This is a genomic window from Arthrobacter sp. UYEF21, assembly GCF_040546085.1.
In the GTDB taxonomy this organism is placed as follows: Bacteria; Actinomycetota; Actinomycetes; order Actinomycetales; family Micrococcaceae; genus Arthrobacter.
Window position 1 is genome coordinate 32,777 of sequence record NZ_JBEPNF010000020.1, and the last position, 25,822, is coordinate 58,598.

Here is a 25,822-nt window from a genome sequence, read left to right on the forward strand (position 1 = left end):
ATCCGGGTTTTGCTCGACTAATTTCCCTGGGGCGTGAGGTTACGTCGGCGCAGGTTGGAGCCGGACCATTGCCTGACATTCCCCACCGACACAGAAAATCACCGGCCGGAAACGCCCCGGCAACCTGGCCACGGCATGCTGTGCATACGGGGACAACCAGCAGGAGGCACAGCATGACAACGCAACAGACAGAGACGGCGCAACTTCAGCTGGACGACTACATCCAGGCGTGGCACAACGGCAAGCTCTTGCACCAGGGGCGCGTGACCGACGTCGTGCGTTCCCTGGAACTGACCTGGATCCTGGACGCGGAGACCGGCGTGCGGAAGCTGCTGGATCCGGAAGCGCTGGAGATCGTCCGCGTTGCGGGGCCCCGCGCATAGGGATTCTGCGGATCATCGCCATAAGCCGGCTCAGCCGCCGGACGGGCCCACTCGCCGGCCTTTTGCGTGTCCGAGGACCGTTGCCGAGCAGTTGCACAGCGCCCAGTAGGCAGCGCCTGCGGCCAGTGAAGCTGCCACGGCGAGGGCCGGGCTGAACCCGACCAGCAGGGGGTAGACCAGCCAGTGCACCAGGTAGATGTGCAGCGACGCGCCGGCCAGCAGAAGGGTGACCCGCCGGAGCCCGGCCGGAACGGGGAGGCTGGGCAGCCACAGAAGCAGCAGGATCCCTGTAATGACGGTCAGTTCACGGGTGGGGTCGTCGAAGAACCCCCGGACGGTCACAGCGGCCATGAGGCTCAGGACGCAGCGTTGGAGGATGTGCCGGGCACGGGCTACGGCCCATCCCAGCGCGAAGAGCCAGAGCGTGGGCGTCGTGTGGGGAACGCCCGGCTCAAAGAGCTCGTACCGGGTGAGCAGCCCGGCTCCGAGCAGTACCAGCGGAAACAGGAAGGGGAACCGCTTTTCGGCCCTACTGACCCAGGGAAATGCGAGCAACGCCGTCATGCTGGCCAGCAGGTAGACGAGCACCTCAATGAACCAGAAATGCCACTGCGTGGTCACCTCCTCAGGGCCGATGACGGCGTTGAGGAGGAAGATGTTGGCCAGGCTGTACTTGTCGGTGATGAGGTAGGCAAAGCCGATGAAGGCCATGCTGGGGATGATGACCCTGGCCACGCTGGCCACTTGCCTTCGCAGCCGCGGCACACGTTCCCCGGACAGCTGGAAGCGGGCGAAGTTGAACCCCGCCACCGCCATGAGCACGTGTGCGGCGCCCTGCCAGTGCAGGAATCCGATATGGGTGCTGACAATCAGGAAGATGGAGACCGCGCGCAGCACGATGCTGGTTTCCAGCCGGGCAAACAGCTGGCGGCGCTTCCGCTTTCCCTGCTTTTTGAGCGCGGCCCCCAGCACGCCCACCGGGGTGATGTGCCAGTCCGGGGGCAAGTGCCCCAGTGCCTGCTCGAGCCGCACCGACGCGGCCACATACGAAAGCGAATCCCCGCCGAGCGAAACGAACGTGTCGCCGTCGGAAATGACTGCCAGCTCGAGCGTGTCTGCAAATATCCGCACCACGCTGTCCCCGGCTGTTTTAGCAGACGACGGCGGATCCCCCACCGTGGGACCACCCTTCCGGGCGAGCGCCAGCACGGCCTGGTAGTCCGGCTTGCCGGTTGCCAGGCGCGGTAGTTCCCGAACCGCATGGACTTCCAACGCAGCCCGGGGCAGGCCGATGGCTTGGGCGAGAAGCTTGCCCACCAGCGCCGGGTCATGTTCACCCTCGATGGCCACCACGAGCCCCTGGTCTGAGCCCGCGCTCGTGGCCCGGATGCCAAGATCGGCCAGGATCCGTTCCACTTGTCCGAGGTCGACGCGGAGGCCGACTATCTTGACGAACCGGCTGCGCCTTCCCACCACCTCGTACAGTCCGTTTGCGTTCCGGCGTGCCAGGTCTCCGGTGCGGAGTTCCTCCACGGTCCGGCCGAGGGCCAAGTCCTCAGGGGTCCGGGCGTATCCCAGCATCACGTTGGGCCCGGAATAGACCAGCTCGCCATGCTCCAGTCCGGGGACCGGCTCTATCCGGAAGGCGCCGCCGGGGACGGGGATGCCAATAGCGCCCGGTGACGTACCTGCGAGCCCCGGGGGAAGGTAGGCCATGCGTGCGGTGGCCTCCGTCTGGCCGTACATCACAAAGAGGTCCCAGCGGCTCCTTGCGCCCAGTCCGGCGTACTGCCTGACCAGGTCCGGGGCCAGCCTGCCGCCGGCCTGCGTGATGTATCTGAGTGTGGGCAGGTCCATTGCGGCGAAGCCCACCCGCTCGAGCAGCTCGAACGTATAGGGAACGGCGGCGAAGGACGTGGCACCCTGTCCGCGGAACAGTTCCCAGAAGCAGGGGTCCACCACGGACAGGTCCGTCAGGACCAGGCTGGCCCCGCGGAGCAGGTGGCTGTTGATCACGGACAGTCCATAGCAGTAGGACATGGGCAGTGTGGTCATGGCCCGGTCATACTCCGTGATGCCGAGGTACTCCGCGATGGACTCTGCGTTCGCCTGGAGGTTGTCGTAGGACAGCCGAACCAGCTTGGGTGAACCGGTGGAACCGGAAGTGCTCAACAGAAGGGCCAGGTCCGGGTGCAGCGTGTGTCCGGTGCCGGGCCGTCGTTCCTCCAGCACCATGCGGCCATTCCCGGAATGAAGGACAACGTCCGGGTCATAGGCTGCGACGAGGGATTCCAGGGCGGCGGGCTTGTCCGCGGGCAGGAGGATCAGGGGATGACCGGCAGCCATGGCCGCCAAGTAACCCACCAAGGAGTCAATATCGTTACCGGCCGTCAGGGCCACCAGGCGACGTTCGCTACCCAGTCGCCGGCCCACCTCCTCAACACGGTCGGCCAGTTCTTGGTACGTCAGGACCCCACCGCTGTGGGCTACGGCAACCCTGTCACCGTTGTCCGCGAGGTTTGCAGCAAACGGCAGGCGCTGGAGGTCAAGGTCGGTGCTCATCACATGTGGTCCTGAGATGCCTTCGGAGAGATTTAGGGAAGCCTAACCTTGGTAGAGTACACCAGCCTGTGGGCAATTAAGAAAGTAAAACGTGTCCTATTTGTCCAGCCTCTGGTGTAATCCCCGCGCGGCCTGCTCAACCACCGGGGCCGGGCCACCACTAGAATGGCGTCATGACCCCACAGGAACTGGCCAACCTGGCACATCTGCGCCGGGCCCGTGACCTGATCGACCGCGAGTACGCCAAGCCGCTGGACGTGCCCACCATGGCCGCCGGCGCGCTGATGTCCGCGGCGCATTTCTCCCGCCAGTTCAAGGCCGCCTACGGTGAGACGCCCTACAACTACCTGATGACCCGGCGGATCGAACGCGCCATGGCGCTGCTCCGCGCCGGTGCCAGCGTCACCGATGCTTGCATGGAGGTGGGCTCCACGTCGCTGGGTTCCTTCAGCTCCCGGTTCACCGAGATCGTCGGCATGACCCCCAGCGCCTACCGGGCCCGCGAGCACCACGCGGTGAAAGCCATGCCATCGTGCATCGCCCGCCAGCGCACCCGCCCCGCGCGGAAGTCGAGCAGGATTGAAGAAGCGCCCGCGCCCTCTCTGAAATAGCGTGAATGGCATGAACATTTCATTGAAGTACGCACCCGTCACCGTCAACGATGTCGACGAGTCCCTCCCGTTCTACCGCGACGCCCTTGGCTTCGAAGTGAAGAACGACGTCGGCTCGGACGGCCAGCGCTGGGTCACCCTGGGCAGCGCCGCGCAGCCCGGCCTCGAGCTGGTCCTGTCCCCTCCGCACGCCGGCCGCTCCCAGGCCGACGGGGACGCCATCCAGGAGCTGCTCACCAAGGGCGTGATGCCCATGCTCGTGTTCACCACGGACAACCTGGACTCCACATTCGAAAAGCTCCGCGCGTCCGGCGCCGAAGTCCTGCAGGAACCGATCGACCAGCCCTGGGGTCCGCGCGACTGCGCCTTCCGCGACCCCTCCGGCAACATGATCCGCATCAACCAGGCATGAGCTAGCGAACGGTGGTTGGGCTATGAGCTTTTGACAGGCTCAACCACCGGACGCCTACGCTCAACCACCGGGCGGGCTGAGGACGAGTGAGCTTGTCGTAATCCCTGGATTTCGACAAGCTCACTCACCGGATGGCTCCATCACCGGACTTAGGCAGGCGCAACCACCGGGGCGCCGGCGAGCCGGAGCCAGGTGTCCACCACGGTGTCCGGGTTCAGGGAGACGGAATCGATGCCTTCCCCCACCAGCCACTCGGCGAAGTCGGCGTGGTCGCTGGGACCCTGTCCACAGATGCCCACGTACTTGCCGCGCGCCTTACAGGCCTTGATGGCCATGCTCAGGAGCTTCTTGACGGCAGGATCGCGTTCATCGAACCCGGCCGCGACAGTCGCGGAATCCCGGTCCAGGCCCAGGGCCAGCTGGGTCATGTCGTTCGAGCCGATGGAGAAGCCGTCGAAGTGGTCCAGGAACTCGTCCGCCAGCAGCGCGTTGGACGGGATCTCGCACATCATGATCACCTCAAGGCCGTTCTCGCCCCGGACCAGTCCGTTCTCCGCCAGCAGCTCGATAACGCCGCGGGCCTCGTCCAGGGTCCGCACGAACGGGATCATCAGCTTGACGTTGGTCAGGCCCATCTCGTTGCGGACGAAGGACAGTGCCTCGCACTCGAGGTCGAAGCAGTCGCGGAAGGACGGATCCAGGTACCGTGAGGCGCCGCGGAAACCGAGCATCGGGTTCTCCTCGTGCGGCTCGTAGGCCGGTCCGCCGATGAGGTTGGCGTACTCGTTGGACTTGAAGTCGGACATGCGCACAATCACCGGATTCGGCGCGAACGCCGCCGCGATGGTGGACACACCCTCCGCCAGGCGCTTGATGTAGAAGTCGCGCGGGCTGCTGTACGCGGCAATCCGTTCCCGGATTTCCGCGGCCACATCCGCCGGCTGGGCGTCCAGGTCCAGGAGCGCCTTGGGGTGGATGCCGATCTGGCGGTTGATGATGAATTCCAGCCGCGCCAGGCCCACGCCATGGTTGGGCAGCTGCGCGAATGTGAACGCCTGCTCCGGGGTCCCCACGTTCATCATGACCTTGACCGGGGCCTCGGGCAGCGAGGTGATCTCGGTTTCATCAACGCTGAAGTCCAGGAGACCTTCGTAGATGGTGCCGGTCTCGCCGTCGGCGCAGGACACGGTCACGTCCACGCCGTCGGAGAGGACAAAAGTGGCATCCCCGGTACCGACGACGGCGGGAATCCCCAGTTCGCGCGCGATGATGGCCGCGTGGCACGTGCGTCCGCCGCGGTTGGTGACGATGGCGGAGGCACGCTTCATGATCGGTTCCCAGTCCGGGTCCGTCATATCGGCCACGAGGACATCGCCGGTCTTGAAGGCAGCCATCTGGTCGATCGCAGTCAGGATGCGGACGCTGCCGGCACCGATACGCTGGCCGATGGCGCGGCCTTCGGCCAGTACCCGGCTGGCGCCGTTGAGGCGGAAACGGCTCAGGTTGCCGGCGGACTTGCGCGACTGCACGGTTTCCGGGCGGGCCTGCAGGATGTAGAGGCCGCCGTCGATCCCGTCCTTGCCCCATTCAATGTCCATGGGGCGGCCGTAGTGGTTTTCAATGGCGACCGCGTGCCGGGCGAGCTGCTCGACGTCGGCGTCGCTGAGGCTGAAGCGGTTCCGCAGCGAGGCCTCCACCGGCACGAAGTCGATGGTGCGGCCGATCTCCTGGCTGTTCGTGTAGGTCATCTGGAGGGCCTTCTCGCCCAGTCCGCGCTTGAGGATGGCGGGACGGCCGGCCTCAAGTGAAGGCTTGTACACGTAGAACTCGTCGGGGTTCACCGCACCCTGGACCACGGCCTCGCCGAGGCCGTAGGAGGACGTGACAAATACGGCGTCCTGGAACCCGGACTCCGTGTCCATGGTGAACATGACGCCGGAAGCCCCGACGTCGGAACGCACCATGCGCTGGATGCCGGCGGAGAGGGCAACCTCGGCGTGCTCGAACTTGTGGTGCACGCGGTAGGCGATGGCCCTGTCGTTGTACAGGGACGCGAACACGTCCCGGATGGCGAGCAGGATGTTCTCGATGCCCCGGACGTTCAGGAAGGTTTCCTGCTGGCCGGCGAAGGAGGCATCCGGGAGGTCTTCCGCCGTGGCGCTGGAACGGACGGCCCAGGACAGGTCCGCGGAGCCGCCGTGCTTCTCCACCAGCTGCTGGTAAGCGTCCCGGATCTGCTTTTCGAAGTCCGGCAGGAAGGGCGTCTCGCGCATGAGGGTGCGGATTTCCTGGCCGGCAGCGGCGAGGGCGGTCACGTCGTCGGTGTCCAGGCCAACCAGCCGGTCAGCGATCCTCTGGTCCAGGCCGGAGTCCGCCAGGAAGGTGCGGTAGGCATCGGCAGTGGTGGCGAAGCCGTCCGGGACCTGGACGCCGGCGGAGGTCAGGTTCTGCACCATTTCCCCGAGGGAGGCGTTCTTGCCGCCCACCCGGTCCAGGTCTTTGAGCCCAAGTTCTGAGAACCACAGGATATCTGTTGTCATAATTACTGCTCCTTTGCAGAGGGTGGCATGCGGGGGCGCCGCCCCGCCCGCGGCTGTGGCCGGCAGGTGGGCGCGAATCATGTCTACAGTGACATTTTGCGTGCGCTCATTCCACATGATATGCGCCACAGTGGATTTGTGAAAAATTTCTCTAATGCTTGAGATTCATGCGCTGGAGAATGGTGGCCGCCATTTCCTCCACGGATACCGACGCCGAATTCAAATACGGAATCCGGTGGGAAACGTACAACTCCTCGGCGCTGCGCAGCTCGAAGCCACACTGCCGCAACGACGCATAGGGCGAGCCCCGGCGTCGTTCGGTGCGGATCTGGCTCAGACGCAGGGGGTTGGAGGACAGCCCAAAACATTTCTCAACAAACGGCCGGAGCGGCTTGGGCAGCCCTTCACGCTCGAAATCCTCGTCCACCAGCGGGAAGTTCGCGGCGAAGATGCCGTGCTGGAGTGCCAGATACATAGTGGTGGGTGTCTTGCCGCAGCGGGACGGCGCCACCAGGATCACCTGCGCCTTTTCCAGCGCCCGCAGGCTCTGCCCGTCGTCGTGTTCCATGGCGTACTCGACGGCGGCCATCCGGGACTGGTACCGCTCCGCGTTGCCCAGGCCGTGGGCCCTGCCCGGCACAGCACTGGCCGCGGCACCGAGGCCCTGCTCCAGCTGACCCACATGCGTCCCGATGAGATCCACAATGATCCCCTGGCAGGTGGCAATGGCCTGTCTGATGTCGCTGCTGACGGCGGTGGAAAACACGATCGGCCGCAGGCCTGTGCCCACCAGTTTGTCGATGCTGTCCACCACGGTCATGGCCTGTTCGACGGTGGTGATGAAAGGCACCGTGATGCGGTCAAAGTTGTTCTCGGGGAACTGCGTCAACAAGGTATTGCCGAGCGTTTCCGCGGTGATGCCGGTGCTGTCCGAAAGGAAATAGACAGGCCGAATAGCGTCATTGGTCATAAACGCATTCTGCCCCAGACCGGGCCCGGTCCGGTATTTTGCTGCACCCCTGATAGCCTGACCGCTATGCATGCCCTGCCCGCTCTGCGGCGAATAGTCCCTCTGTGCTGAGCGGGCGCACATGGACGGCCCTGAGCGCCTCCTTGTCCCGGACAGCCAAAGCCACTGAAGCGCTGGCCCCCAGACACCCGGCCCAGGTGATTGTCCTGGGCTTCGCGGCCGCGATCGCCGTCGGTACGGGGTTGTTGATGCTGCCGGCTGCCAAACAGGGCCCTGGCGGCGCCAGCTTCCTGGAAGCCCTGTTCACTGCGACGTCCTCGGTCTGCGTCACCGGTCTGATCACCGTGGACACGCCCGTGTTCTGGACCGGTTTCGGGCACGCGGTGATCCTCGGGCTCATCCAGGTGGGCGGCTTCGGCGTGATGTCCTTCGGCACGCTGCTGGGAGTGCTGATGGCCCGCCGGCTGGGGCTGCGGTCCCGCATGACCACAGCGGCGGAAACCAAAAGCACCGGCTTTGGCGATGTGCGGCACGTGCTGCTGGGCGTCCTGATTATTACCGCGGTTACGGAACTCCTGCTTGCCGGGATCCTCACGGTCCGCTTCATGGCCGGGTACGGCTATCCCCTGGCTGAGGCGCTGTGGCACGGCATCTTCCACTCGGTGTCCTCCTTTAACAATGCCGGTTTCGCGTTGTACTCGGACAACCTCATGGGCTTCGCCGCAGACCCCTGGGTGTGCCTGCCCATCGCGTTCGCCGTCATCATCGGAGGCCTCGGCTTCCCCGTGCTTTTCGAACTGCGGCGCAGGTACCGCACCCCGGTCCACTGGAGCATGAACACGAAACTGGTCCTGGCCGGCACCGTGGTCCTGCTCACCACCGGCACCGTGTTCCTGACAGCCGTGGAATGGGCCAACCCGGCTACCTTGGGCGCCTTTCAGCCCGGGGGACGCGTCCTGGCCGGGTTCTTCCAATCCGTCGTTACCCGCACCGCCGGTTTCAACAGCATCGACATCGGGCAGATGCACCCCGTGTCCTGGCTCGGCATGGACATCCTTATGCTTATCGGCGGCGGGCCCGCCGGCACAGCCGGTGGCCTGAAAATCACCACCTTTGCCGTCCTGCTGTTCATCCTCACCACGGAACTGCGCGGCGACACCGCCGTGAACGTCTTCGGAAAGCGGCTCTCCCGCGCAGTCCACCGCCAGGCCATCACAGTGGTGCTGCTGGCCCTTGCCCTGGTGGTGGGCGCCACCATGTTCCTGATGCTGATCACCGACTTCGGGCAGGAGAAAATTCTGTTTGAAGTGATCTCGGCTTTCGCCACCGTAGGACTCTCCACCGGCATCACCGCCGCGATGCCCCCGGCAGGGCAGGTCGTCCTCATCCTGCTGATGTTCATTGGACGGCTGGGCCCGGTGACGCTCGGCGTTGCCCTGGCGGTCCGCCCACGACCCGTGCTTTACGAATACCCGAAAGAAAGGCCCCTCATTGGCTAGGAAAATGTTCTCCCGTGCCCCGGGACGCCTCGCCGAGGCGGGGTCCGTGGCAGTCATCGGGCTGGGCCGCTTCGGCGGCTCACTCGCCCTGGAACTGGAAGCCCAGGGCACCGAAGTGCTGGGCATCGACGCGAACGAGGACATCGTTCAGTCGTTCAATGGCCTCCTCACACACGTGGTCCGCGCCGACTCGACCCGGGAGGAAGTCCTGCGCCAGTTGTCCGTGCACGAGTTTGACCGGGCCGTTGTGGGCATTGGCACGGACATCGAGGCCAGCATCCTGACCACGTCGCGGCTGCTGAAATTTAACCATCCGCAGATTTGGGCCAAGGCCATTTCCGAACCCCACGCGGAAATCCTCGACCAGCTCGGCGTGGAGCACGTCATCCGCCCGGAGCACGACATGGGCAGACGGGTGGCGCACCTGGTCCGCGGCGGCATCCTGGACTACGTCGAGTTTGAAGACGACTTCGTGATGGTCCGCACCAGCCCGCCCAGCGAGGCCAGGGACCGGCCCCTCGGAGTCCTGGGACTCCGGGACAGGTACGGGGTCACTATCGTTGCCTACAAACGCCTGGGCGGCACCTGGGGCCACACCACGGCGCAGACCGTCCTCTACGACGACGACCAGATCATCGTCCAGGGCAGCAAAACCCAAGCCGAAAAATTCAGTTCCCTCCCCTGAAAGGCGGGTTGAGGCACCCGAACCGGTTACCGGCGTCGTACGTCCCTTGCAACTTGTGGGCACTTCCTGATCGGCCTAGATTTGGGCATGACCATTTCCCCCGAACACGAAATGCTCCTTGAGCTGCAGGACCTGATCATCGGCACGCGGTCAGTGGCCGATTTCCTGGGCGGGCTCTCCATCATCGCCGCGTCCTCGATCAGCCGTGTGACCGGCACTGCGCTCGAATGCGGCGTCACCCTCAAACACAACAAGAAGACCTCCACGGTGGGCGGCAGCACCGAAAGGGCCATCCACCTGGACCGGATCGAACAGCAAGTGGGCGAGGGCCCCTGCATCGAGGCGCTGAAGATCAACGCACCCGTCCTCCTGGCCGATGTCCACACGGATCCCCGGTGGCCCACTTACCAGGCGCGCCTCATCGAAGAGGGCTGCCTGAGCGCCCTCGGCATACCGCTGGACCTCAGCGAAGGTGCCACCGCCGCCCTTAACTTCTTCGCACCCACCACGGGCGTCTTCACCGAAGCCGCCATCGCCGAAGCGTCCAGGTTCGCGCGGATGGCGCGCGCCGCCGTCGGCCTCGCCATCAGGGTGGCCACCGCCGAAGGTACCGCCGACGACCTCGCGGCCGCGATGGTGAGCCGCACCGCCATCAATCTGGCCTGCGGCATCGTCATGGGCCAAAACCGCTGCAGCCAGACCGAAGCCATGGACATCCTGATCAACGTCTCCAGCCACCGGAACCAGAAGCTCCGGGACGTTGCCGAGGAGATCGTCCGGAAAATCTCGGGCGAGGAACCCGCCACCTACTTCGAAAAGTAGCTTTGCCGTAGGGTGGCGGACATGGAACTCCGACTCGAGGTTGTGCAGGTGCCCGTCTCCGACGTGGACCGGGCCAAAGCCTTCTACACTGACCAGCTCGGCTTTGCGCTCGACCACGACGTGGAACACATTCCCGGGATGCGGGTTGTCCAGCTCACCCCGCCAGGCTCGGCCGCATCCATTGTGATCGGCACCGGCATGACCGGCATGGTTCCCGGCAGCCTCGAAGGCCTGCAGCTGGTGGTGCCGGACATGGCCGAGGCCCGCACTGAACTGGTCCGCCGCGGCGCGCCCGTCAGCGAAGCCCAGGACATGGGCGGGTTCGCCTTCGCCTACTTCAGCGACCCGGACGGCAACCGCTGGGTCATCCAGGAGATCCCCGCCAAGCGCGCTTCCGCTTAGCGGGACTGCTCACGGATCCCTTTGGCTGCTCCACCGGTGAAGTCAACCGTATAGCTTGCCACGCCCAGAATGCAGCCTGAAGCTCAGCCGGAATCTAACGTTTCGCACGAAACTTACCAACTATTCGAAACGTATAAAGGCGGGCTGGGAAGAGCCCGCGAAAAAAGCGAGTACACGCTACTCGTGCGCTCCCCCGCGGCGCCTGCCTACGATGGGCGAGTACCGACTTTGGGGGTTTGGCGCGTGCTAATTGAACAACATAAGACCTGGCCTGGCTCCGGCTCCGGAGCCCTGCTCGATATCCACGGGCACTCGGAAGCCGCCCTGGCTGCGGACCTTGCCCGGATCGCGGCCGCGGCCGTCAGCGATCTTGCCGGGACGCCGGTGGAGGGCACCGTGACGCTGGTGCGGCCGGAGGGCACACCGTGCACGGTGGCAAACACGGAAGGCACCGGCGTCGAGCTTTCCCGCTGGGATCAACGCACCGGGCAGGGGCCCACGGCGCGCGCACTGCGGGGCCGATTGTCCATCGTCCTCAACGGCCACTGCCCGGACACGCGCTGGCCCGAATACCCAGGCAGCCTCACAGCGGCCGGTTTCCACTCCGCCGCAGCAATGCCGCTGCGGCTGGAGCGCGGTTACAGCGCCGCGCTGACGCTCTATTCCGCCACAGCGAACGTGTTCACTCCCGGCGTCGCAGCCAACGTGCTGGTCTTCGCCGACGTCGCGGCCAGGAGCCTCCGCCTGGCGCTGAAGTACCGGGCAGACCTGGCCGTGTCCGCGGCGAACCGGGCGGCGATGACCAGCAGCACGGCGGTCGATATCGCCTGCGGGGTCATCATGGGACGGGACCGGCGCTCCCACGAGGAAGCGCTCCAGATGCTGACGCAGGCTTCGACGCAACGAAACCTCAGGATCCGCGACGTCGCCGAAAGCCTCCTGCTGGACATGCCCGGCGGAATCCCGGCCACCCACTTCAAACCCCGCGCCTGAAGCTGCGCACCCCACCCCACTCCCCCAAAATGTAGGTCGCAGCACATGTCGTTATTAGCGTTCATAACAGCATGTACTGCGACCTAGTTGGGTGGGGACGCGCAGGACGGTCAGCGCAGAATGACTGTCCGCCCGCCGTCGAGCATGACCCGGCCCTCACAGTGCCACCGCACCGCGTTGCTGAGCGCCCTGCACTCCGCGTCGCGGCCCACCCGCACCAGATCCTCGGCGGTGTGGGTGTGGTCCACCTCGATGACCTGCTGGGCGATGATGGGCCCCTCATCCAGTTCGGCGTTGACGTAATGCGCGGTGGCACCCACGGTCTTCACGCCGCGGTCGTAGGCCTGGTGGTAGGGCTTGGCCCCCTTGAAACTGGGCAGGAACGAGTGGTGGATGTTGATGGTTTTTCCGGTCAGCTTGGCCGACAGCTCATCGCTGAGGACCTGCATGTAGCGGGCCAGGACCACCAGTTCCACGTCGAACTCATCCACGAGCTCCAGCAGCCGCGCTTCCTGCGCCGGCTTGGTCTCCTTGGTGACCGGCAGGTGGAAGAACGGGATGTTGTGCCACTTGACCAGTTCCTCGTGGTCCGTGTGGTTGGAGACCACGGCCACGATTTCCACCGGGAGGTCACCTGTGCGGGCCCGGAACAGGAGGTCGTTGAGGCAGTGCCCGAACCTGGACACCATCACCAGGACGCGGCGCTTGCGGCCGTGCGGTTCCAGCTGCCAGTTCATGGCCCACTCCCCGGCCAGCGGCTCGAAGTCCCGGCGCAGTTCCTCGGTGCTGAAGGACTTCTTCCCGGCGGCGAAGTGCACCCGCATGAAGAACTGCTGCGCCTGGCGGTCACCGAAGTGCTTGGTGTCGATGATGTCGCAGTCGTGGTCCAGCAGGAACCCGGTAATCGCGTGCACGATGCCCGGGGACTCGGCGCAGTTGACGGTCAGTACATGTTCGGTTTCCACTTAGCGCCCCCGTGCAGCTTTCTCGGCCGCCTGCGCCTTCTCGTCGGCCACGACCTTCTCGCCGGCCAGGTCCGTCTGGAACTCCGCGTAGCGGGCCAGGTGGGTGGGTCGCTTGCGCAGGATGAACCAGGCGACGCCGAGGATGATGAACCAGAAGGGCGTGACCAGCAGTGCCACGAGGGTGTCCGGCTGCGTGGTCAGTGCCCACAGGACGAAGGCGAAGAACGCGAAGACCACCCAGACCATGGGGACGCCGCCGGGCATCTTGTACTTGGAGGCATCGTGCAGGTGCGGGCGGCGTGACCGGAACTTCAGGTAGCTGGCCAGGATGATGGACCAGACGAACACGAAGCAGACGGCGGACACGGTGGTGACCATGTCGAAGGCCTTGCCGATGTCCTTGCCCGCGTACATCAGGATGACGCCGGAGAGCAGCAGGACGCAGGAGAGGAACAGCGCGTTCTGCGGGACCTTGCGGCGGGACAGCTTGCTGAACACGTTGGGGGCGTCGCCCTCCTGGGCCAGGCCGTAGACCATGCGGGAGGTGGAGTAAATGCCGGAGTTGGCCGAGGACATGGCCGAGCTGAGCACCACCAGGTTCACGATGGTGGCCGCGGCGCCGAGGCCGGCCAGGGAGAACATGGCGATGAACGGGCTGTGGCCGGCCTGGAACTGGGTCCAGGGCGTCACGGACATGAGGATAATGAGGGCGCCTACGTAGAAGAGCAGGACGCGGATGGGGATGGAGTTGATGGCCTTGGGCAGGTTCTTCTCCGGGTCCTTGGCCTCGGCTGCTGTGGTGCCCACGAGTTCGATGCCCACAAACGCGAAGACGGCGATCTGGAAGCCAGCCACGAAGCCCATGAATTCGTTCGGGAACATGCCGCCGTGGCTCCACAGGTTGGTGAAGGTGGCAGGGCCGGCGTCGGACTGGAAACCGCTGAAGATCATAAACAGGCCCACAATGATCAGGGCCGCAATGGCGATGATCTTGATCAGCGCGAACCAGAACTCGGTCTCACCGAATGCCCGCACCGTAGCGAGGTTCAGGACCAGCAGGATGATCACGGTGGCAATGCCCGGGATCCACAGCGGCACCCCCGGCCAGAGTTCCTCCGAGTAGGCGGCGATGGCGATGACGTCCGCGATGCCGGTGATCACCCAGCAGAACCAGTAGGTCCAGCCGGTGAAGAAGCCAGCCCAGGGGCCCAGCAGGTCAGCGGCGAAATCGCTGAAGGACTTGTAGTTCAGGTTGGACAGCAGGAGTTCGCCCATGGCCCGCATGACGAAGAACAGCATGAAGCCTATGATCATGTAGACGAAGATGACGGACGGGCCGGCGGCCGAGATGGTTTTGCCGGAGCCCATGAACAGGCCGGTGCCGATGGCGCCGCCAATGGCGATCAGCTGGATGTGCCTGTTGCTGAGCTGCCGCTCCAGGTGGGGCGGGGCGCCCGGGGTGGTGATGGTTTTAGTGCTCACGTGCTGCTCCTCGAATAAATGCTGGCTGGAGTGCTTCGGTGGAAGACGCGGCCACGTCGTTGGGGACCGTGTCCAGGTTGTTGAAACTGTAACGATGGATCCCTGCGATGCCGGGCTGGGACTCCAGCGCGGCCACCAGGGTGTTGGGTGAGTAGCGGTCACCGCTGAGGAGCTTGCGCGCCAGCGGGCCTTTGCGGCTAAGGAACTTCAGGGAACTTCCGACCCCGATCTGCGTGGCCAGGTTGACCAGTTTGGTCCGCGGGACGGACCCCGCCACGCCAGCCCAGACGGGCAGGTCCACGCCTTCGCGGCGCAGGAGCGCCGCGAAGTCCAGGATTTTCGGGGCGGAAAAACACATCTGGGTGACAACATGGGTGGCCAGGTGCTGCTTGGCCACGAGCGCGTCCACCAGGTCAAGGGCGGCCACCGACGGGTGGCCTTCCGGGTAGCCGGCCACGCCTGCTCGCATGAGGCCGCCGGTGTACTGGGCGATATCTTCGAGCAGCGGCAGGGCTGACTCGTACGGGCCGGCCGCATTCTTCCGGTCACCGCCGATCACAAACACCTCGCGGATGCCGGCGACGTCGCAGTCCCGCAGGACGCCGGTCAGCTCCGACCGGCTCTGCAGGCTGCGGGCGGCCAGGTGCGGGATGACGTTGTAGCCCAGCGTGGCCAGTTCCACTGAGGCGTGCATGGTCCGTTCGATGCCGTGGTGGGGCAGGCATGTCATGGTCAGCGTGGTGGTCAGCGGGACATTGGCCTGGACCTGCTCGGCAATCCCGGTTGACGGGATGATTTCGATTCTCGTAGGGAACATCTTTGGTCCGTTTCTGGATATCGGCGCGGGTCAGCTGGCGTGGGCGGCCAGCAGTGAGCTGGCTTCCTGGCGGGTGCTGCCGGAGGACTCGATGTGGGCGAGTTCGGCGGGGATTTCCCAGCCCTTCTTACGCATCGCGGTGGCCCAAAGCCGGCCGGCACGGTAGGAGGACCGGACCAGCGGGCCGCTCATGACACCGAGGAAGCCGAGCTCGTCGGCCTCGTTCTGCAGGTCCACGAACTCCTGGGGCTTGACCCAGCGGTCCACCGGCAGGTGCCGTTCGGACGGGCGCAGGTACTGGGTGATGGTGATCAGGTCACAGCCGGCCTCGTGCAGGTCCCGCAGGGCCTCGGAGATTTCCTCGCGGGTCTCGCCCATGCCCAGGATCAGGTTGGACTTGGTGACCATGCCCAGCTTCCGGCCCTGCGTGATGACATCCAGGGACCGGTCGTACCGGAACGCGGGCCGGATCCGCTTGAAGATCCTGGGCACCGTTTCGACGTTGTGGGCGAAGACCTCCGGCTTGGAATCGCAGATCGCCGCAATGTGCTCGGGCTTGCCGGAGAAGTCCGGGATCAGCAACTCCACACCGGTACCGGGGTTCAGCTCGTGGATCTTCCGGACCGTCTCGGCGTACAGCCACACACCCTCATCGGCGAGGTCGTCACGGGCCACACCGGTGACGGTGGCGTAGCGCAGCTGCATGGCCTGGACCGAGCGGGCCACCTTCGTGGGTTCAAACATGTCCACCGGGGAGGGTTTGCCGGTATCGATCTGGCAGAAATCACAGCGCCGGGTGCACTCGGAACCGCCAATGAGGAACGTGGCTTCCTTGTCTTCCCAGCACTCGAAAATGTTGGGGCAGCCGGCCTCCTCACACACCGTGTGCAGGCCTTCCTTCTTCACCAGGTTCTTGAGCTGGACATACTCAGGACCCATCTGGACCTTGGCCTTGATCCACTCCGGCTTCCGCTCCACGGGTACAGCCGCGTTACGCTGCTCAACGCGCAGCAGCTTCCGGCCTTCTGGTGCCAATGTCATCAGTACTCTTTCCTTAGCATTCCACGACGTTGACGGCGAGGCCGCCCATGGCTGTTTCCTTGTACTTGGAGCTCATGTCCCTGCCGGTTTCCCGCATCGTCACAATCACCTCGTCCAGCGACACCCGGTGGGTACCGTCCCCCCAGAGCGCCATCTTTGCCGCGTTGATGGCTTTCGCCGCCGCGATGGCGTTCCGCTCGATGCAGGGAACCTGCACCAGGCCGCCGATCGGATCGCACGTCAGGCCCAGGTTGTGTTCCATCGCGATTTCCGCGGCGTTCTCCACCTGCTGGGGTGTGCCGCCCATGACCTCCGCGAGCCCTGCCGCCGCCATCGACGATGCCGAGCCCACCTCACCCTGGCAGCCCACCTCGGCGCCCGAAATGGACGCCTGTTCCTTGTAAAGCACCCCGATGGCACCGGCCGTGAGGAGGAACTTGACCACAACGTCGTCGCGGTCTTCCTGCGTGGCTTTGTCCATCCCGGGTGCGAAATGCAGTGCGTAATACAGGACCGCGGGGATGATCCCGGCGGCGCCGTTCGTGGGGGCGGTGACCACCCGGCCGCCGGACGCGTTCTCCTCGTTGACCGCCAGGGCGATCAGGTTCACCCATTCCTGCCAGTACTTGGGGTCCCGGTCCTTATCCTCCTTGAGGAGGCGTTCGTGCCAGTCAGGCGCACGACGGCGGACCTTCAGTCCGCCGGGCAGCAGCCCCTCGCGCTTGAGGCTGACTTCCACGCACTCCTCCATTACGGAGTAGATGTGCAGCAGCCCTTCGCGGATCTCTTCCTCCCTGCGGGAGGCGCGTTCGTTGACGAACATGATCTCGCCGATGGACAGGCCCTTGGACTGGCAGCGGCCCAGGAGTTCAGCGGCCGTACGGAACGGCAGCGGGAGTTCCTTTTTGGACTCGTCGAGTTCCTTCAGGGCAGCGTCTTCCTCGCCTTCGCGGATAATGAAGCCGCCGCCCACGGAGAAGAACGTGGCCTTGTGCAGGGCCTCGCCATTTTTGTCCGAGACCGTGAAGGTCATGCCGTTGGTGTGCCGCGGCAGGACGGTCAGCGGGCGCAGGATCATGTCCGTCACACCGTAGGGAAGCTGCACGCCTCCCCCTTCACCGGCGCCGGCGAGCTGCAGCATCCCGGTTTCGGCAATCGCGGCGAGCCGCTCCTCCACCTCGGCCGGCAGGATCTTTTCGGGGTGGAACCCCTCCAGGCCCAGCAGGATGGCCGTCATGGTGCCATGGCCGTGGCCTGTTGCGGCGAGCGACCCGTACAGGTCCACCCGCAGTCCCGCCACCTTCTCCAGGACACCGGCGCCCCGAAGTTCTTCGGCGAACACAGCAGCAGCCCGCATGGGCCCAACAGTGTGCGAGCTCGACGGTCCGATCCCGACGGAGAACAAATCAAAGACGCCAACGGCCATGTGCGTTTCCTAACTAAAAAATCGCGTACAAATCAGGAGTTTTTGTCCAGATAACAGGCCTAAATCAGCTGAAAAGACCCATTATCTGGACAAAAACTGCGTCAGCTGACGTTGGCGACTGACGGGTAAAGCGGGTGGGCGGCGGCGAGTGCCTCGACCCGGTGACGCAGGCCGGAAAGGTCCGCGTCGGCGTCGGCAATCAATGCCTCGGCGATGATGTCCGCAACTTCACGGAACGCAGCCTCGCCGAAGCCACGGGTGGCCAGGGCGGGGGTGCCGATGCGCAGGCCGGAGGTGACCATCGGCGGGCGCGGGTCGAACGGCACGGCGTTGCGGTTGACGGTGATGTCAATCGCGGCCAGGCGGTCCTCGGCCTGCTGGCCGTCGAGCTCGCAGTTGCGCAGGTCAACCAGGACCAGGTGCACGTCGGTGCCGCCGGAGATCACGTTGATGCCCTTGGCGGTGACGTCCGGCTGGACCAGGCGGTCGGCCAGGATGCTGGCGCCCGCCAGGACGCGCTCCTGGCGTTCCTTGAACTCCGGTGATGCGGCGATCTTGAAGGCCACAGCCTTGCCGGCGATGACGTGCTCCAGCGGGCCGCCCTGCTGGCCCGGGAAGACAGCGGAGTTGATCTTCTTGGCGATCGCGGGATCGTTGGAGAGGATAATGCCGCCGCGCGGACCGGCGAGGGTCTTGTGCGTGGTGGAAGTGACAACGTGGGCGTGCGGCACCGGGCTCGGGTGCAGGCCAGCCGCCACCAGGCCGGCGAAGTGCGCCATGTCCACCATCAGGTACGCACCCACCAGATCGGCGATCCGGCGGAACTCGGCGAAGTCCAGCTGGCGGGCGTACGCCGACCAGCCGGCAACGATGAGCTGCGGCTTGGTCTCCAGCGCCAGGCGCTCCACCTCGGCCATGTCAATGGTGTGGGTGTCTTCGCGGACCTGGTAGGGGACCACGTTGTAGAGCTTGCCGGAGAAGTTGATGCGCATGCCGTGGGTGAGGTGACCGCCGTGAGCCAGATTCAGGCCCATGATGGTATCGCCCGGCTTGATCAGCGCGTGCATGACTGAAGCATTGGCCTGTGCGCCGGAGTGCGGCTGCACGTTGGCGAACTCGGCACCGAACAGGGCCTTGACGCGGTCGATGGCCAGCTGCTCGATGACGTCCACGTGCTCGCAGCCACCGTAGTAGCGCTTGCCCGGGTAGCCCTCGGCATACTTGTTGGTCAGGACCGAGCCCTGGGCCTGCATGACCGCAACGGCGGTGTGGTTCTCCGAGGCGATCATCTCCAGGCCATCACGCTGGCGGCCCAGTTCGTCGTCGATCTTGACCGCGATTTCCGGGTCCAGGACCGACAGGTCGGCATCCAGGCTGGCGGAGACTACCTGCTCAAAGACTGCGGTGCCTGCTGCAGCGGCGCTCACAGCTCGCCACCGTTTGCTTCCGCGTATTCCTGCGCGGACAGCAGCGGGCCCTCGGACTCGACGGTGACCTTGAACAGCCAGCCGGCACCGTACGGATCGGAGTTGATCAGTGCGGGATCGCTCACGGCGCCATCATTGATTTCCGTGACCTCGCCGGTGACCGGGGAGTACAGGTCAGAAACGGACTTGGTGGACTCGATCTCGCCACACGTCTCGCCAGCAGTGACGGTGGAGCCAACCTCGGGCAGGTCCACGTAGACGATGTCGCCCAGTGCCTCGGCGGCAACGGCGGACACGCCAACAACGGACGGGCCAGAGCCATCAGTGGAAATCCACTCGTGCTCGGCGGAGTACTTCAGTTCAGCGGCAACCTTAGCCATGTGTGTTCCTTACGTTTGAAATCTGTGGGTGGTCGGGTGGGGTGGCTGCAGATCCGTTGCGGCTGGCATCCGGCACCCGAAAACTACTTCTGGCGCTTGTAGAACGGGAGGGCGATGACCTCGAAAGGCTCTACCTTGCCGCGCAGGTCGATGTCCAGGGCGGTGCCCAGTTCGGACTGCTCGACGTCGACATAGGCCATGGCAACCGGGTAGCCCAGGGTGGGTGAGGGCTGGCCGGAGGTGACTTCGCCAACCACGTTGCCGTCCTTCAGGACCGGGTAGCCGCCACGGCCGGCACGGCGGCCAAGGCCCTTCAGGCCGACAAGCTTGCGCTTGGATCCGGCTTCCTTGGCAGCTTCCAGGGCGGAGCGGCCCACGAAGTCGCCTTCCTTGCTCTTGAGCGCCACAACGGGGCCCAGGCCGGCGTCGAACGGTGAACGCTCCAGAGATAGCTCGTTGCCGTACAGCGGCATGCCGGCTTCCAGGCGGAGCGAGTCGCGGGCCGCGAGGCCGCACGGAATGATGCCGAACTCCTCCCCTGCAGCGGCGATGGACGCCCACAGGGAAGCTGCGGCGTCGTTCGGGACAAAGAGTTCGAAGCCGTCTTCGCCGGTGTAGCCGGTGCGGGCCAGGATGACGTTGTGGCCGGCGATGGTGAGCTCGTTGAACGCGTAGTACTTCAGGTCGGTGACCAGTGCGTGCTGGGCCTCGTCGGTCAGCTTGAGCAGGATGGCCTCGGCTTTGGGACCCTGGACCGCGACCAGGGAGGTTGCTGCGGAAGCGTCCTCCACCTTCACGTCGAAGTTCCCCTCTTTGCCGGAACCGGCCCGTTCCGCCATCGCAGCAGCAACGGTGGGTGCGTTGCCCGCGTTGGGGACCACGAGGTACTTCTCGTCACCGAACCGGTAGGTGATGAGGTCATCGATGATGCCGCCGTCGGCGTTGCAGATCAGCGAGTACTTGGCCTTGCCGTCCGCGATGGCGGAGAGCTTGCCCACGAGGGCGTAGTCCAGGAACGCACCGGCGTCGGGGCCGGTGACCCAGACTTCGCCCATGTGGGAGAGGTCGAACAGGCCGGCGGCGTTGCGTACGGCGTGGTGTTCGGCGAGCTCGGAGCTGTACTTCAGGGGCATCTGCCAGCCACCGAAATCGGTGAACGAGGCGCCGAGTTTCTTGTGCTCTTCGTAGAGCGCCGTGTAGTTCTCAGTCATTGTCAGGGATCCTTAGTCTTCGAACTCGGACAGCGGCGGGCAGGAGCAGATCAGGTTGCGGTCTCCGGCGGCGCCGTCGATGCGGCCCACGGGCGGGAAGTACTTGTCCTGCTTGAGGTGGTGGACCGGGAAGACGGCCTGCTCGCGGGTGTATTCCTTTGCCCAGTCGGAACTGACGACGGCGGCCGCAGTGTGCGGTGCGTTGCGCAGCGGGGAGTTTTGCACGGTGAAGTCGCCGTCGGCCACCTGGTCGATTTCCTTGCGGATGGTGATCATCGCGTCGATGAACCGGTCGATCTCGGCCAGGTCCTCGGACTCGGTGGGCTCCACCATTAGGGTGCCAGCTACCGGGAACGCCAGGGTGGGTGCGTGGAAACCGTAGTCGATGAGGCGCTTGGCCACATCTTCCGCGGTCACGCCGGTCTTCGCCGTCAGGTCGCGCAGGTCCAGGATGCACTCGTGCGCCACCAGCCCGCCGGCGCCGGTGTAGAGGACCGGGAAGTACTCGTTCAGGCGTGCCGCCACGTAGTTGGCCGCCAGCAGCGCCGACTTGGTGGCTTCGGTCAGGCCTTCGCCGCCCATGAGCTTCACGTAGGCCCAGGAGATGGGGAGGACACCGGCGGAGCCGTAGTTCGAGGCGCTGATGGCCACGCCTGTTGATCCGGCAGAGCCGGAGTCGTGGGCTGCCTTGTTCGCATCGCCGGGCATGAACGGTGCCAGGTGGGCCTTGGCTGCGACCGGGCCAACGCCGGGTCCGCCGCCGCCGTGCGGGATGCAGAAGGTCTTGTGCAGGTTCAGGTGCGAGACGTCGCCGCCGAACTTGCCCGGCTGCGCCAGGCCCACCAGGGCGTTCAGGTTCGCGCCGTCGACGTAGACCTGGCCGCCCGCGGCGTGGACCGCGTCGCAGATGTCGGTCACGTCGGCGTCGTATACGCCGTGCGTGGAGGGGTAGGTGATCATGATCGCCGAGAGGGCGTCCTTGTTCGCTTCGATCTTCGCGTTCAGATCGGTGTGGTCGATGGTGCCATCGGGTGCGGTGGCGACGACGACAACCTTCATGCCGGCCAGGACCGCGGACGCGGCGTTGGTGCCGTGCGCCGAAGCCGGGATCAGGCAGATGTTGCGCTGCGTGTCACCATTGGAGCGGTGGTAGCCGCGGATCGCCAGCAGGCCAGCGAGCTCGCCCTGGGAGCCGGCGTTCGGCTGCAGGGAGACCTGGTCGTAGCCGGTGATCTCGGCGAGGTCAGCTTCGAGGCCGCTGATCAGTTCACGCCAGCCCACGGTCTGGGATTCCGGGGCGAACGGGTGGATGGAGGCGAACTCCGGCCAGGACATGGCTTCCATCTCGGCGGTGGCGTTCAGCTTCATGGTGCAGGAGCCCAGCGGGATCATGGTGCGGTCCAGTGCCAGGTCCCGGTCGCTCAGCTTGCGGATGTAACGCAGCAGCTGGGTCTCGGAACGGTGCGTGTTGAACACCGGGTGCTCCATGTAGCCGGAGGTGCGGAGCGCTGATTCGGGCAGTTCAAAGCCCTTCGTGTCCCCCACCGGGCCGGCGCCGAAGGCGACAGCGATCGAGGACAAAATATCCGGCGTCGTGGTTTCATCCACGGAGACGCCGATGGTGTCATCGTCGATGTGGCGCAGGTTGATCCCGCGTGCTTCGGCGGCGGCGATGACCTTGGCGGCCTTGCCCGGGACGCTGACCGTGACGGTGTCGAAGAAGGTCTCGGTGGCCAGTTCGCGGCCGGCGGCCTTCAGCGTGGTGGCGAGGGTCCGGGCGTGCGTGTTGACGCGCTCGGCGATCGCCTTCAGGCCGTCCGGGCCGTGGTAGACGGCGTAGAACGAGGAGACGATGGCCAGCAGAGCCTGCGCGGTGCAGATGTTGGACGTGGCCTTCTCGCGGCGGATGTGCTGCTCGCGGGTCTGGAGGGCCAGGCGGTAGGCGGGGAGGCCGGCGTCGTCCTTGGACACGCCCACGAGGCGGCCGGGCATGGAACGCTCCAGGCCCTTCGCGACGGCCATGTACGCGGCGTGCGGGCCGCCGAAGAACAGCGGCACACCGAAGCGCTGGGTCGAGCCGACGGCGATGTCCGCGCCCTGCTCGCCCGGAGGGGTGATCAGGGTCAGCGCCAGCAGGTCAGCGGCGACGGTCACCAGCGCGCCGCGTTCCTTGGCGGCGGCGATGACTGCGGCGTGGCCGTACACGCGGCCGGACGCGCCGGGCTGCTGCAGGACGATGCCGTTGATGTCACCCTCGGGCAGGCCCTGGGACAGGTCAGCGACCTCCACCTCGAAGCCGAGGGCTTCGGCGCGGCCCCTGACGATGGCGATGGTCTGCGGGAGAACGTCCGCGTCCAGGACGGTCTTGCCGTCGTGGGCGGCCTTGTTCTTGTTCGCGCGGCGCATCATCAGCACGGCCTCGGCAACGGCGGTGGCTTCGTCCAGCAGGGAGGCGTTGGCGATGGGCAGGCCCACGAGGTCCTGGACCATGGTCTGGAAGTTCAGGAGTGCTTCGAGGCGGCCCTGGGAGATCTCTGGCTGGTACGGCGTGTACGCGGTGTACCAGGCCGGAGCTTCGAGGATGTTGCGGCGGATCACGGCGGGCGTGACGGTGTCGTAGTAGCCCTGGCCGATCATCTGCACAGCCATCTTGTTCTTGGCAGCGAGCGTCCGCAGCTCAGCCAGCACTTCAACCTCGCTCAGGGCGTCCTTGAGGGCCAGCGGCTTGGCCTGGCGGATGGAATCGGGGACGGCAACGTCAACGAGGCCATCAACGTTGTCATAGCCAACCGCCTTGAGCATGGTGTCGATATCGGCCTGGCGGCGCGCACCAATATGCCGGTCGGCGAAGACGGTGGGGGACGACTGAATGGTCATGAAGGAACTCCATAATTCAGGTGGCGCGCTGGGTACGCCACATTGATTCGGGTTCCTCCCCGCTCTGTATGGGACCTGAGAGTTTCCGCGCCGCCTGCCTTTACAGAATGACGCTTGCACCGTCGGTGAGCCCGTTGCCGGACTGCTTTCCAGAGTTGCCTAACCGCGGCGGTACGTGGGCCTGAGAGATTCCCGGAGAGGATTTGCTCCTACGGCGCCTGCTAAACGTACTGGCAGGACTCTCCCGCCGCAGATCAAAAGCTGTGCCACCTCGTCAGTGACACGGCCCACAGCTTACTCGGATTCCGAATCATGCGCAAACGTTGCGAGTCGACGCAGGTCAGCCCTGGGACAGGCATCACATCCCGCGCCCCCACCACAACGCGGGGTCACTTCCGGCCCAATTCCGGCGGCTGATTGGGCGTGAAGTGACCCCGCGTGGCTCTGTCGGGTCAGGCCCGGACGTCAGCCGCCAGCCGCTCGCCGTTGTAGTACTCCAGCTGCCAGCCCTCGTGGACGTGGTGGTGGGCCAGGTTGAGCACGGCGTTGTCAATGCCGTGCAGGGTCCGGCCGATGGCGCGGCTGAGGCTTACCCGCAGGAGGGTGCCATGGGCGACCACCAGAACCCGGCGGCCGCGGAACTCCTCCGCCAGAGCTTCCAGCGCCGTCAGCCCGCGGCTGGCGGCCTCATCTTCGCTTTCGGCGCCCCGGAAACCGCCGGGGATGCGCAGCGCCTCCAGCTCGGGGCCGGCCTGCAGGCCTTCCGCTTGTCCGAAGCTGCGCTCGGTGAGCTCCGGAACGTGCCGGGCCACGCTGAGCCCGAGCCCCGCGGAAATCAGACTGGCGGTTTCCGCGGCACGGCTCAGCGGCGAGGACACCACGGCGTCCCATTCGAGACCGTCAAGGGCGGCGACGGCGTCGCGCGCCTGGTCGCGGCCGACGTCGTTCAGGGGAATGTCAGTAGCTCCTTGGAGCCGGCGCTGCGCATTCCAGTCAGTCTGGCCATGGCGGACGAGGGCGAACGTCGTGAGGGTCATGCCTTCCATTGTCCCCGACGGCGGGAAGGCCACGCGGCCACCGGCAGCGCCACGGTGAGCAGATCCTCAGCTGAGGCCACCGGCTGGACCGCTTCCCGCCACTGGAACCACGGTCATCGAGCCAAGGTTGCCCCAGAGGCCGCGGGCCTTGAGCTTTTCGGAAGACGTTTCCGCCACGGCGTGCATTGCCTGCAGGGCCGCATCCAGCGCAACCGTTCCTTCCGGGCGTTCGGCCAGGCGCAAAATCTCGGCGGCCAACGCCGCAAGCTTGATGTTGCGGTGGCTGCTGGTGGTGACCAGCAGCTCGAAGGCAGTCTCGGAACCGATCAACAGCCGGCCCATCAGAATGCCGCGGGCCTGGTCAATGATGCTGCGCGTTGCCGTGGCTGCAATTACCGCGTCACGGGCCACCTGCTCTGTCTCGCGCCGCAAAGTGGAGGACAGGTCCAGCATGAGGCCCGCCAGTGCTGTCACCTTGCCCTCGCCATCCTGGATTGCGTCGCCGGAGGTCAGCACATGGCGGATACGCCCCTGGGCGTCGATGATCCGGTGGTATATGCAGAAGTAGCCGCCGCTTTGGGAAACCGTCGCCACGATGTCCTGGCACCCCTCCCTGTCCTCGGGATGCTTGTGCGAAAACAGCAGATCCAGCGTCGGCACCACCTCGCCGCGCCGGTACCCGTGCACCTGGTACATCCCGTCGGACCACTCCACTGTTTGCGCCGGAAGCTTCACGTGGAAAGTACCGGCGAGGCACGCACCTTCCCCGAGAGCACTGGAATACGTGATAGGACTGCCAAGCCTGGCCATGAGGGCACCTCCACGCACCGTCCGGCATCCCGTCACCTTTGAGGGATGCAGCAATATCCAAGTATGGACGGAAAGCGCCTCAATGGGGAAGGCAGCACATCCTCAATTATGGCTTCCAACACACCCCGCAGGCCTTGACTTGCATACCCCCTGGGGGTATGTTGAGGATGTTGTCAGTGAACTGGTATGTCCAAGCCGGTGCCCCGCACCGCCATCACAGCCGTTCAACCCCAGCCCCATCACTTCTTCGTCAAGAAATGGAACTGACATGCGTGAAGCCGAGAACCGGCCCCAACTTCCTTTGATCCCCGCTGCCTCAGGCTGCAGCTGCTGCTCACCGGCTGCCGCAGCCCCCGCCGCCGTCGTAATGGCCGACGGCGGGGCGCGCGACGGCGTTGCACGCATCAGCGCTGCACCCAACACTGCCGCGGACGCCGCAGAACGCCGCTGACCGCACCACGCCAGCCCCC

General features: G+C 65.4%; 23 protein-coding genes and 1 riboswitch. Of the genes, 9 read left to right on the forward strand and 14 right to left on the reverse strand.

Annotation, left to right across the window (positions count from 1 at the left end; all coding sequences use genetic code 11):
• Window positions 1–173 precede the first annotated feature (173 nt).
• On the forward strand, window positions 174–383 hold the full coding sequence (locus ABIB27_RS17155) for a hypothetical protein (RefSeq protein ID WP_354254418.1): 210 nt from the start codon (window positions 174–176) through the stop codon (window positions 381–383).
• 30 nt (window positions 384–413) lie between these two features.
• Here ABIB27_RS17155 and ABIB27_RS17160 read toward each other — a convergent pair whose 3' ends face one another.
• A complete protein-coding gene (locus ABIB27_RS17160; RefSeq protein ID WP_354254420.1) occupies window positions 414–2,945 on the reverse strand; it encodes an AMP-binding protein in 2,532 nt (843 codons plus the stop codon).
• A gap of 173 nt (window positions 2,946–3,118) precedes the next feature.
• Between ABIB27_RS17160 and ABIB27_RS17165 the strand changes: the two genes are divergently transcribed.
• Window positions 3,119–3,556, forward strand: coding sequence for a helix-turn-helix transcriptional regulator (locus tag ABIB27_RS17165; RefSeq protein ID WP_354254422.1), 438 nt, complete (start codon window positions 3,119–3,121; stop codon window positions 3,554–3,556).
• A 10-nt stretch (window positions 3,557–3,566) separates the two neighbouring features.
• Window positions 3,567–3,968, forward strand: a complete 402-nt coding sequence (locus ABIB27_RS17170; RefSeq protein ID WP_354254424.1) for a VOC family protein — start codon at window positions 3,567–3,569, stop codon at window positions 3,966–3,968.
• 149 nt (window positions 3,969–4,117) lie between these two features.
• Here the strand turns inward: ABIB27_RS17170 and ppsA are convergent, their stop codons facing one another.
• Entirely contained in the window at window positions 4,118–6,508 is a 2,391-nt protein-coding gene (gene ppsA / locus ABIB27_RS17175) for a phosphoenolpyruvate synthase (RefSeq protein ID WP_354254426.1), read from the reverse strand.
• Between the two features lie 151 nt (window positions 6,509–6,659).
• The gene (locus ABIB27_RS17180; protein ID WP_354254428.1) at window positions 6,660–7,478 is read right to left on the reverse strand and encodes a pyruvate, water dikinase regulatory protein; all 819 of its coding nucleotides are present in this window, start codon (window positions 7,476–7,478) and stop codon (window positions 6,660–6,662) included.
• A 173-nt stretch (window positions 7,479–7,651) separates the two neighbouring features.
• Between ABIB27_RS17180 and ABIB27_RS17185 the strand changes: the two genes are divergently transcribed.
• The 5 genes from ABIB27_RS17185 (at window position 7,652) to ABIB27_RS17205 (ending at window position 11,879) form a co-directional block, all read left to right on the forward strand.
• A complete protein-coding gene (locus ABIB27_RS17185) occupies window positions 7,652–8,977 on the forward strand; it encodes a TrkH family potassium uptake protein (protein ID WP_354217621.1) in 1,326 nt (441 codons plus the stop codon).
• 4 nt (window positions 8,978–8,981) lie between these two features.
• Window positions 8,982–9,662, forward strand: coding sequence for a potassium channel family protein (locus tag ABIB27_RS17190; RefSeq protein ID WP_502909262.1), 681 nt, complete (start codon window positions 8,982–8,984; stop codon window positions 9,660–9,662).
• 87 nt (window positions 9,663–9,749) lie between these two features.
• Window positions 9,750–10,484 (forward strand): GAF and ANTAR domain-containing protein, encoded by a 735-nt coding sequence (locus ABIB27_RS17195; RefSeq protein WP_354217561.1) that lies wholly within the window; start codon window positions 9,750–9,752, stop codon window positions 10,482–10,484.
• Window positions 10,485–10,505: 21 nt separating this feature from the next.
• Entirely contained in the window at window positions 10,506–10,886 is a 381-nt protein-coding gene (locus ABIB27_RS17200) for a VOC family protein (RefSeq protein ID WP_354217560.1), read from the forward strand.
• Window positions 10,887–11,129: 243 nt separating this feature from the next.
• Complete coding sequence (locus ABIB27_RS17205) at window positions 11,130–11,879, forward strand: GAF and ANTAR domain-containing protein (RefSeq protein ID WP_354217559.1); 750 nt, start codon at window positions 11,130–11,132, stop codon at window positions 11,877–11,879.
• 110 nt (window positions 11,880–11,989) lie between these two features.
• Here ABIB27_RS17205 and purU read toward each other — a convergent pair whose 3' ends face one another.
• From purU to ABIB27_RS17260, 11 genes are all read right to left on the reverse strand, one after another.
• A complete protein-coding gene (gene purU, locus ABIB27_RS17210; protein ID WP_354254430.1) occupies window positions 11,990–12,844 on the reverse strand; it encodes a formyltetrahydrofolate deformylase in 855 nt (284 codons plus the stop codon).
• Window positions 12,845–14,326 (reverse strand): D-serine/D-alanine/glycine transporter, encoded by a 1,482-nt coding sequence (cycA, locus tag ABIB27_RS17215; RefSeq protein WP_354254433.1) that lies wholly within the window; start codon window positions 14,324–14,326, stop codon window positions 12,845–12,847.
• The gene (locus ABIB27_RS17220; protein ID WP_354254435.1) at window positions 14,316–15,143 is read right to left on the reverse strand and encodes a methylenetetrahydrofolate reductase; all 828 of its coding nucleotides are present in this window, start codon (window positions 15,141–15,143) and stop codon (window positions 14,316–14,318) included. Before ABIB27_RS17220 ends, cycA begins: the two co-directional genes overlap by 11 nt.
• 30 nt (window positions 15,144–15,173) lie before the next feature.
• On the reverse strand, window positions 15,174–16,184 hold the full coding sequence (gene lipA, locus ABIB27_RS17225; protein WP_354254438.1) for a lipoyl synthase: 1,011 nt from the start codon (window positions 16,182–16,184) through the stop codon (window positions 15,174–15,176).
• 13 nt (window positions 16,185–16,197) lie between these two features.
• The gene (locus ABIB27_RS17230) at window positions 16,198–17,610 is read right to left on the reverse strand and encodes an L-serine ammonia-lyase (protein WP_354254440.1); all 1,413 of its coding nucleotides are present in this window, start codon (window positions 17,608–17,610) and stop codon (window positions 16,198–16,200) included.
• Window positions 17,611–17,711: 101 nt separating this feature from the next.
• Entirely contained in the window at window positions 17,712–19,037 is a 1,326-nt protein-coding gene (glyA, locus tag ABIB27_RS17235) for a serine hydroxymethyltransferase (RefSeq protein WP_354254442.1), read from the reverse strand.
• Entirely contained in the window at window positions 19,034–19,417 is a 384-nt protein-coding gene (gene gcvH / locus ABIB27_RS17240; protein ID WP_354217747.1) for a glycine cleavage system protein GcvH, read from the reverse strand. Before gcvH ends, glyA begins: the two co-directional genes overlap by 4 nt.
• An 83-nt stretch (window positions 19,418–19,500) precedes the next feature.
• On the reverse strand, window positions 19,501–20,628 hold the full coding sequence (gcvT, locus tag ABIB27_RS17245) for a glycine cleavage system aminomethyltransferase GcvT (RefSeq protein WP_354254444.1): 1,128 nt from the start codon (window positions 20,626–20,628) through the stop codon (window positions 19,501–19,503).
• 12 nt (window positions 20,629–20,640) lie between these two features.
• A complete protein-coding gene (gene gcvP / locus ABIB27_RS17250) occupies window positions 20,641–23,505 on the reverse strand; it encodes an aminomethyl-transferring glycine dehydrogenase (RefSeq protein WP_354254446.1) in 2,865 nt (954 codons plus the stop codon).
• A 159-nt stretch (window positions 23,506–23,664) separates the two neighbouring features.
• A riboswitch (glycine riboswitch) is annotated at window positions 23,665–23,762 on the reverse strand.
• Window positions 23,763–23,957: 195 nt separating this feature from the next.
• Entirely contained in the window at window positions 23,958–24,542 is a 585-nt protein-coding gene (locus ABIB27_RS17255; RefSeq protein ID WP_354217750.1) for a histidine phosphatase family protein, read from the reverse strand.
• 66 nt (window positions 24,543–24,608) lie between these two features.
• Window positions 24,609–25,352 (reverse strand): PAS and ANTAR domain-containing protein, encoded by a 744-nt coding sequence (locus ABIB27_RS17260; protein ID WP_354217751.1) that lies wholly within the window; start codon window positions 25,350–25,352, stop codon window positions 24,609–24,611.
• Window positions 25,353–25,620: 268 nt separating this feature from the next.
• Here ABIB27_RS17260 and ABIB27_RS17265 point away from each other — a divergent pair, with 268 nt between their 5' ends.
• Window positions 25,621–25,803: a hypothetical protein gene (locus ABIB27_RS17265; RefSeq protein WP_354217752.1), complete on the forward strand. Its 183-nt coding sequence runs from the start codon at window positions 25,621–25,623 to the stop codon at window positions 25,801–25,803.
• The last annotated feature ends 19 nt before the right edge of the window (window positions 25,804–25,822 follow it).